5 protein-coding genes are annotated in these 8,714 nt (G+C 68.7%); 3 read left to right on the top strand and 2 right to left on the bottom strand.

Annotation, left to right across the window (positions count from 1 at the left end):
* Positions 1 to 1,876, bottom strand: a 1,876-nt coding sequence (gene eccE / locus ABZW16_RS06865) for a type VII secretion protein EccE (protein WP_354953018.1), incomplete at its 3' end; no start/stop codon positions are given.
* A 257-nt stretch (positions 1,877 to 2,133) separates the two neighbouring features.
* Here eccE and eccB point away from each other — a divergent pair.
* Complete coding sequence (eccB, locus tag ABZW16_RS06860; RefSeq protein WP_354953014.1) at positions 2,134 to 3,636, top strand: type VII secretion protein EccB; 1,503 nt, start codon at positions 2,134 to 2,136, stop codon at positions 3,634 to 3,636.
* A gap of 130 nt (positions 3,637 to 3,766) precedes the next feature.
* Here the strand turns inward: eccB and eccA are convergent, their stop codons facing one another.
* Positions 3,767 to 5,599 carry a type VII secretion AAA-ATPase EccA gene (gene eccA, locus ABZW16_RS06855; protein ID WP_354953012.1) on the bottom strand — a complete coding sequence of 611 codons (1,833 nt, stop codon included), beginning with the start codon at positions 5,597 to 5,599 and terminating at the stop codon, positions 3,767 to 3,769.
* A 196-nt stretch (positions 5,600 to 5,795) separates the two neighbouring features.
* Between eccA and eccD the strand changes: the two genes are divergently transcribed.
* Both eccD and mycP read left to right on the top strand, forming a co-directional pair.
* Positions 5,796 to 7,283 (top strand): type VII secretion integral membrane protein EccD, encoded by a 1,488-nt coding sequence (eccD, locus tag ABZW16_RS06850; protein ID WP_354953010.1) that lies wholly within the window; start codon positions 5,796 to 5,798, stop codon positions 7,281 to 7,283.
* Positions 7,283 to 8,692, top strand: coding sequence for a type VII secretion-associated serine protease mycosin (mycP, locus tag ABZW16_RS06845; protein ID WP_354953008.1), 1,410 nt, complete (start codon positions 7,283 to 7,285; stop codon positions 8,690 to 8,692). Before eccD ends, mycP begins: the two co-directional genes overlap by 1 nt.
* Positions 8,693 to 8,714: the final 22 nt, after the last annotated feature.

Genomic DNA, 8,714 nt, shown 5'->3' with positions numbered 1-8,714 from the left:
CAGAACACGAATGTGGGGTTCCACCCTCACATTTGGCACACCACCCCTCGAAGCACCGCGAGCCTGTATCACTTCTGAAGACGACCCCGATGTATTGCATTTCGTCCGGCGTCGTCACCATCTGCACCGTCGACGATCCGGCGGCGGTGCGCACGGTGATCTGATTCGGTGTTGACGGCTGCTGCATAAGCGTCACATCCGCATCGAACGGCGCGTGGCCCTGCTCGTCCGCGTGCACGTACACGATGGTGGCTCCGCCCGGCAGTGCGGTCGGTGTGATGCCGTCGAAGACCACCATCGTGGTCGTCGGATACGGCGCACTGGCTGGCTCGACCGGCGCGCTGGTGGGCTCCCGTGTGCCCATTGAGCGCGGCGCCAGCGAGAGCGCATGCGGCGCCCCGACGTGGTTGACCATGGTGTACCAGGCCTCGGCGCGGGTCGTGTGCACCACTGCCCGCGCGCCCAGCGCCAGCGCTCGCAACACAACCTGTTGTGCCAGATCGAGATTGCCGATCACCTCGAGATAGCGGGTGCCCTCGCCGAGCAGCGGCACCGCGATGCCCTGGCCGGTGGTGTCGGCGCCGATAAGCTGCCCGCATCCGGCCGTGGGCACGGTGAGATCGGTGAGCGCGTCGAGCGGGCCGCGCTGCTCGTCGGCCGGGCGGTCCGGGGTGCCTATGGGCAGCGTGTTCAGCAGCGCGCGGCGCTGCTGGCCGGGGAGCCGGCGCAGGCCGGGCACGGGCGCACCCTCGGGCGCGGTCATGGTGTCGAAGCGCACCAGCGCATTCAGCGAGACCAGCCCCGATACCGCGCGCTGGTCGCCGCGCGGCGGCACCGGCCGCAACCGCACCGCGATCGTGGTGGACAGGCTCGGCGTGGACCACAGATCGGCGAAGCCGCGGGTGCCGATGAGATCGTTGCCGATCGTGTAGCTGGTCAGATGCACGCCCTGGTATTGCAGCGAGGCCGTGGTCTCGGTGAACTGATCGACGGAGATGCCGTGGGTGAGCTGCTGCACCGCGGTGTTGATCTCGGCGGCAGTCAGCACCGACACCGTGATGCCGTGCGCGGCAAGGCGATTGGCGACGCGGCGGGTGGCGATGATCGCGGTGCGCAGCGCGCCCTCCCCGCCGCCGCTGCGGTTGGCGACGGCCTCGGCATTGGCCAGTGGATCCAGCCGCAGCACCAGCCACACCGTGCGGCGGGCGATGGCCGGCAGCGGCCCCAGGATGCTGTCGTAGATCTGCGCGACGGGCCCGTTGCTGGCGGTGCGGGCCTCGGCGCTGATCACGTCGATGGAGGAGAGCGTGATGTCGAACTGCGACAGGCAGTTCGCGACCTCGCCCAGCGGCAGCAGCTGCCCGGCATCCAGCGAGCCGGGCCGCAGCCAGGTCACCATGTCCGGCGGCGGCTCGATGCGCAGCATGGTGATCAGCCGGTCGTTGTCCCAGCGCAGGCCGTAACTGCCGCCTTCGGGCACCGGCACGTCGAACGGCTCCGGCGGCCGGGTGCTCGGATTGTGCCGCATCCGGTACCACCGGAACCCCACGGCGCCGGCACACATTCCGGCGAGCGAGCGAGGTGCGCGGCGCCGCATCGGTGCCAGCCCCAGCAACAGCACGGCCGCGCCGATCCCGGCCACGGCCGCCAGCGGCAGCGCGAAAACCGTTGCAACCCAGGTGGCCGCGGCGGTGACCAGCACCACCGGTGTCACCACGGACAGCGGATAGTCGCGGAACAGCCAGAAGTCCTCGTCGCGCAGGGCCGCTCGGGGCGCGGCGGTGACGCCGGTGGGCGCCGTGCCCTCATCAGTGGATGCTGGTGCGCCACCTGGATTCTCCGGACCAGTGTGCGCGGTCGTCGTTTCGTCGACCATTGTCACCGGTCTTTCTCCTTCACAGTGTTGTTCATAATTATCCGCCGCGGGTAGAACCAGCCGTTGACCAATAAACTCGCCGGCCGGCCTCGCGAGTATCGTGCCCAGCAACCGATTCGGCGCGAATAACGTTACCCGTTCCGAGGGGGCTGGCTGGCGGAGCCGGCGGGATTGGTATGAAATTGCCGTAAGTGGCGTCCCGGCGGTGCACCACATAGTCTTTGAGCCAGAGCACACTTATCAGTTAGGGGTAGCAGGTGCCGGCACAGCTGACCACCCGGGCTCAGGTCAACGGCTATCGCTTTCTACTGCGGCGCCTCGACCACGCCCTTGTGCGCCGCGATGTGCGCATGTTGCATGATCCGTTGCGCTCGCAGAGCCGATCGCTGGTCGTGGGCGCGATCCTGGGGCTGCTGGTGGTTGCCGGTGCGGCGATCCTGGCGTTCATCCGCCCACAGGGCGCGATCGGGCAGTCGAAGATCGTGATGGGTAAGGACAGCGGCGCCCTCTACGCGGTGGTCACCGACAAGTCCGGCAGCTCCACCCTGCACCCGGTGCTGAACCTGGCCTCGGCCCGGCTGATCACCGGCAGCAACGAAGCGCCCGCCTCGATCAAGGAGGGCAAGCTCGGCTCCATGCCGCGCGGCCCGCTGCTCGGCATTCCCGGTGCGCCGCAATCGCTTCCGGGTTCCAGCCAGGGCTCCCGCTCGGACTGGACGCTGTGCGACGCGGTGCAGCTCTCGGCCACCGGCAGCTTCACCGGGGTCACCTCCACCACCTCGACGGTACTGGCCGGGCCGCCGCGACTGGGCGACCGGATACACTCGGCCGGGGCGAACGAGGCCGTGCTGGTGTACCGCGCCGACCAGACCTTCCTGATCTACGATGGCAAGCGCGCCGAGATCGACCCGAACAACTCGGTGCTGGCCCGCACCCTCAACCTGTCAGCGAATCCGGCCCGCCCGGCCGGCGCCGGCCTGATAAATGCCGCCACCGCGGTGCCGCCGCTCACCCCACCGTCGATTCCGGATGCCGGTAAGCCCGGCCCAGGCAAGCTGTCGGGTGTGCCGGTGGGCGGCGTGGTGTCGGTGGCCGGTGTGAACGGCAGCGACAAGCCGGAGCTGTACGCGGTGCTCTCCGATGGGGTGCAGCGGATTTCGCCGTTCACCGCCGCGCTTCTGCGCAATGCCGATTCGCACGGCATGAGCCAGATCAAAACCGTCCCACCGGATCTGCTCGACGGGGTGCCGGTGGTGACCGATCTGCAGATCGCGCAATTCCCGGCCGAGGTACCGAAAATCGTTGCGGCCGAGGATGCCCCGGTGACCTGCGTGAACTGGCACAAGGACGCCGGGTTGGTGTCGCCGGACGCCAAGAGCGATCCGGCCGACAAGGCGAGGGTGTCGCTGCTGCTGGGCGCTCGTCTGCCGCTGGCGGATCCGGCCAAGCCGGTGGAGCTGGCCAGCGCCGGCTCGGCCGATCACGTCTCCAATGTGTACGTGCCGCCGTCGACCGGTGAGTTCGTGCAGGCCACCGGGATGACCTCGGGCAACGTGCGGCGCGACGGCCTGTTCTTCATCAGCGACATCGGAATCCGTTACGGCATACCGGATACCAACACCGCCAAGCTGCTGGGCCTGGGTGATTCACCGCGCCTGGCGCCGTGGGCGGTCGTGAGCCAGCTGGTGCCAGGGCCGACCTTGTCCCGCCAGGATGCCCTGGCCAGTTACGACACGTTGCCGCCCCAGAACAGCAACTGACAGCTCCGCCGTCCGGATGCGAGCCCCCGTCATTCCGGGATGCTTTCAGCCGGAATTCGCCGGGGCACAGTGGATCCCGGCTAAAAGCATGCCGGGGTGACGAGATGTCGTACCGGGGGATGACGAGGGATCAGTTCAGCTGCTGGCTCAGCCCCAGCGACGCCAGCACGCCTTCGAGTGCGGTTTGCATGTCGGGGCGTTCGATCCGCATCAGCACCGATTCGTCGACCTCGGACAGATCGAGGGTGTCGTCGTTGGCGAGGCGGAATTCGCGTTCCTCCTCGGCGGCCTCGATGATGTTGCGGATGAAGCGACCGTTGCCGGCCAGGTCGACCCCGCGGCGGGGTTGGCCGCTCTGGTCGGTGCTTTCCAGGTTGTAGAGCCGCTCGCACACTTCTTCCAGGAGTTCCTGTGCGTCGGTGGCGAGTTCGGAGTCGCGGGCGGTGGCGATGACCCGTCCGATCTGGCCGAGTTCGGGAGCGGTGTAGGAGGGGAACTGCAGCCGCTTGGCGAAGCGCGACGCCAAACCGTCGTTGGCGGCCAGCAGCCGGTCGATCTCACCGTCGTAGCCGGCGATGATGACCACGAGCCGGTCGCGGTCGTTCTCCATCCGCGCCAGCAGCGTGTCGACGGCCTCACGGCCGAACGCATCCCCGCCGGAGAGCCCGGTCTGGATCAGGGTGTAGGCCTCGTCGATGAACAGCACCCCGTCCATCGCGGAGTCGATCAGCTTGTCGGTCTTGATCGCCGTGGATCCGAGGTGTTCGCCGACCAGGTCCATGCGTTTGGCCTCGACCACCTTGTCGGTCTTGAGCAGCCCGAGCCCGCAGTAGATCTTGGCGACCACACGGGCGATGGTCGTCTTACCGGTACCGGGCGGCCCGGTGAAGGCGAGGTGGTTGCCGCGCGGTGCGGACGCCAATCCCTTCTCGGCGCGGATCTTGGCCAACTGCGCGGACGACTGCAGCTTTGCCACCTGATTCTTCACCGCCGTCAGGCCGATCTGCCGCTCCAGCTCCGCGCGCGCCTCGGCCAGGATCCGCTTGGCCCGGTCCTCGGTTTCGGCGGCCTGTGTGTCCTCCAGCGACGGTGCGGAGGCGGGGTCCCACCTGTTGGTTCGGGCCTCGATCTGCTCGCGGCTGGTGACCTGGATGCGGTAGCTGCGGTCCCGCATGGCCTCGGTGTTCGCGGCGAAGTCCGGGGCCTGCGAGTACACCTTCTCGAACAGGCCCTGCGCCTCTTCCTCGCTGCCGGACTCGCGCAGGCACAACCCGCGGCAGAACATGGCGGTGGTGCGGGCGGCGGGGATCGGGCCCAGCTCGGCCAGCTCCATCCGCCGGATCGCCTCGCCGAACAGGCCCAACTGGGCGCACGCCGACCCGACCATCACGTGCGCGCCTGCGGCCATGAAGGGGTCGTCCCAGCTATCGGAGCCGGCGAGCACGGTCATCACGTCGGGCCAGCGTTGGGTGTTGTAGTGCAGTACCCCGCGCGTGTACGCGGCCAGTCGCGCATCCGCGCCGACGTCGATGCCGGTCTGGGTGCGCTGATAGTCGGCGAGCCCATCGAGAACCCGCACCGCCTCGTCGAACTGCTTGTCGGCGATCAGCATCGTCGCCTGCGCCACACAGATCTCGGAGTAGTTGGCCAATGGATAGTCGATGTACAGCCCGGTGGAAAACCGCCCCGCCAACGCCCGCGACGGCAGCCCGAGGCGGCGTTGTTCGCGATACAGCGTGGAACCGGCGGTTTCGTACAGCGAGTTCACCACCGCGGACGTGACCTCGCCGGCGGCGGCCAAGCCCAGCCAGGCATCGCACATCGTCGGATCCCACTCCGTGGCCCGCTGGAACGCCAGTTTGGCGTACTCCAAATCGCGGGTCGATTCCTGGCCGTCGATGGACAGTCCCAGGGAAAGGACACCGGCCTTGAATGCGCGTTGTGCTTGGCGGTTGCCGGTCATAGCTGCCTATCCTCGAATGTTTCTGTTGTAATGGCGAATTCAATTCACTCTGACCATCGTTGTGATGGCGCAGTTACTGCTTAATGATGGCGCAGTTACTGCCTGGTGATGGCGCAGTTTGCTGCCTGCTGGATACATTATGGTCGGCACCGAGAGGTTGCCAAGTGAGATCGTCAACTAAGGTGAGAGTGGCAATTTGACCGCGCCTGATCCCGTCCGCCGAGCGGTCGTCGGACCCGAATTGTGCCGCGTGTCCGTCATCGGGGGAGATACTCAACTCGATGTCGGACTGCCGGTGTCTGTCCCGATCGCGTCGTTCATCGGTGAGTTGGTTGCGCTGATCGGTTCGCGGACACCGGATCTCGGTGACAGCGACGAGGACACCAGCCCAGCGGAAGCCCAGCACTGGACGCTGGCCCGGCTCGGCCGCGAGGCCATCCCGCCCAGCCGCACCCTGACCGAGGCCGAGGTACGCGACGGTAACCTGCTGGTTTTACGTGCAGTGGGCGCCAAGGAGTCCCCGGCGCTGTTCGATGACGTCATCGACGCGGTATCGCGGCTGACCACGGTTTCGTTCCGGGGCTGGTCGCCGAGTGCGGCCCGCTGGACCGGGCTGGTATCGGGCGTGATCGCCGTGGGGTTGGCCGCACTGCTGCTGACGCTGGTGCGCGCCAACGGCGCGGGCTGGGTGCCCTCGGTGCTGTCGCTGGGCGTCGGGGTGGCGGCCCTGACGGCGGCGGCCATCGCGGCCCGGCGCTACTCGGACACGCTCTCGGCGGTGTGGTTGGCGCTGTCCGCGCTGGTGCTGTTCTTCAGCGGCGCCGCCCTGCTGGCTCCGGGTTCGCTGGGCAGTCCGCATCTGCTGCTTGCCTTCTCGGTGACCTTGGTCGCCGCGGCGGTGGGGTATCGCGCCACCGGCGTCGGCACCACCCTGTTTTCGCTGGTGATCACGGTGTGCCTGATCGGCATGGTGATCTCGGCGGTGCGCATGATCTGGGATCCGGCGTTGCCCAAGATCGCCGCGGGCATGTCGATCGGGGCACTGATCCTGCTGTCGATGGTGCCGCGGCTGGCCGCGCTGCTGGCCCGGCTTCCGGTGCCGCCGGTGCCGACCGCGGGCGCGGCCATCGATCCCGCCGATCACGAACCCAGCCCCACCATCGAAGGCATCGGTGCGATCGGCGCGACGGCCCTGCCGTCCGCGGTCGGGCTCGGCCGCCGCGCCGAGGCCGCCAACCAGTATCAGACCGGCCTACTGGGCGCGTGCACGATCGCCGCGGTGTTCGGCGGGGTCGGTGCGGCCGATACGTTGGGCGGCGCCCGCTGGCAGGGGCTGGCGCTGGCGGTCATCCTCGCGATCATCCTCGCGTTGCGCGGCCGGTCCTTCGCCGATCTGACTCAGGCGGGGACGCTGATCGCCGGCGGTGCCGTCACCTTCGCCGCGGTCATGGCCGGTGTGGCGCTGGGGAATTCGTACGAGCATCCCGGGGTGACGCTGGTTGCCGCCGTGGTCCTGCTCGTCTTCGCCGCGGCCACCGTCGCCTTCGGGGTCATCGGCCCGCACGTGGAGATCACCCCGATCGCCCGGCGCGTCGGCGAGATCTTCGAATACCTGCTGATCATCCTGGTGATCCCGCTGGTGCTGTGGATCATGGGTGTGTACTCGATGGCGCGCAACATCTGATGAGGTTCGCGCGAATCGGTTGTGCCGCAGCGGTTCTCGTTGTCGCGATGCTCGGCGTCCCCGGACCGGCGGGCGCTGTCCCACCGCCCGGTGTCGACCCGGGCGCCATCGGCCTCGCCCTGGCGCTGAGCCAGAATCCGGCCCCGCTCGAGCCCACCGAGCAGAAGGTGCAGTGCGCCGAACCGGTGCTCAAGGGCGTCCCGCCGCGGGAGCCGCCGGTCGCGCAGCGGGTGCTGAATCTTCCCGAGGCCTGGCAGTTCAGTCGCGGCGCGGGTCAGCGGGTCGCCGTCATCGACACCGGGGTCAACCGGCATCCGCGGCTGCCCGGGCTGCAGGCCGGCGGCGACTTCGTCTCCACCACCGACGGCACTGAGGACTGCGACGGTCACGGCACCATCGTCGCCGGCATCATCGGCGCGCAGCCCAGCCCTGGCGACGCCTTCGTCGGGGTGGCCCCCGATGCCCAGGTGCTCACCATCCGCCAGCTCAGCCTCGCTTATCAAGTGAAGAACAGCGCCGGCGGCAATCAGGTGCCCGGCGCCATCACCGGTACCGGATATGGCAATGTGCTCACACTGGCCGCAGCCATCGTGCGGGCCACCGACATGGGTGCCACGGTGATCAACATCTCCGAGGTCGCCTGCACCCCGGCCGGCGCCGACACCGCCGACGGCGCGCTCGGCGCGGCCGTGAAATACGCCTTCGACCACAACGTCGTCGTGGTGGCCGCGGCCGGCAACCTGCAGCAGGACGGCGCCTGCCAGGTGCAGAACAGTGGCTCGGGCTGGTCGGACGTGCAGACCATTTCGAGTCCGGCCTGGTTCGACAAGTACGTGCTGTCGGTCGCCTCGATCGACCCGACCGGCGCCACGTCCGAGCTCACCCTGCGCGGTCCCTGGATCGGGGTGGCCGCGATCGGCCGCCAGATCACCTCGCTGGACAGTAAGCGCGGTGGCACCGGCCTGATCGACGCGGTGCAGACCCGCGAAGGTCCGCACGATATCGAGGGCACCAGCTTCGCGGCGCCGTACGTGTCCGGGCTGGCCGCGCTGGTGCGGGCCAGGTTCCCGGAGCTGAACGCCGCACAGGTGATCGACCGGATCGAACGCACCGCACACGGGCCGGGCACCGGCCGCGACGACGGCGTCGGGCACGGGCTGATCGATCTGGTGGCCGCGCTCACCGCGCAGCTGCCGGCGCAACCGGTCAATCCGGCCGCCACTGTGCGACACGACATTCCGGCGCCCTATGTGCCGCCGGCCCCGGACCCGCGGCCGCGGCGCTGGGCGATCATCGGCTCCACCGCCTCGGTGGCGGTGCTGGGAATCGGTGCGCTGGTGGCGATTCCGTTCCGGCGCCGGCACAGCGACCACGAAATCGACCAGTCCTTGCTCGACAGCGAGCGCTGACCACAGATTCGCGAGGCAGACC

The organism is Nocardia sp. NPDC004604 (assembly GCF_040609795.1).
Taxonomy (GTDB): Bacteria; Actinomycetota; Actinomycetes; order Mycobacteriales; family Mycobacteriaceae; genus Nocardia.
This window is presented reverse-complemented; position numbering and strand designations above follow the sequence as displayed.